Annotated in this window: 1 protein-coding gene; it reads right to left on the minus strand. The window is 40.3% G+C overall.

From position 1 onward, the window contains the following. A partial coding sequence (locus tag EYY60_RS22365; RefSeq protein WP_208749409.1) for a hypothetical protein occupies nt 1–180 on the minus strand: 180 nt, incomplete at its 3' end. Nucleotides 181–201: the final 21 nt, after the last annotated feature.

The raw sequence follows: 201 nt of genomic DNA on the forward strand, positions 1-201 counted from the left end.
AGGCCGCAGGTTCGAATCCTGCCACCCCGACAAAAGTCTTTTCATTTTTTGGAAAGACTTTTTTTTTGCAATAAACTGAAAATCTTTTAAAAAGAAATACAGTGAACGGTTATCACGTCCCGATTGAGATCGGGAAGGCCGCAGGTTCGAATCCTGCCACCCCGACAAAAGTCTTTTCATTTTTTGGAAAGACTTTTTTTT

The sequence above is a fragment of the Flavobacterium zhairuonense genome (assembly GCF_004352915.1).
In the GTDB taxonomy this organism is placed as follows: Bacteria; Bacteroidota; Bacteroidia; order Flavobacteriales; family Flavobacteriaceae; genus Flavobacterium; species Flavobacterium zhairuonense.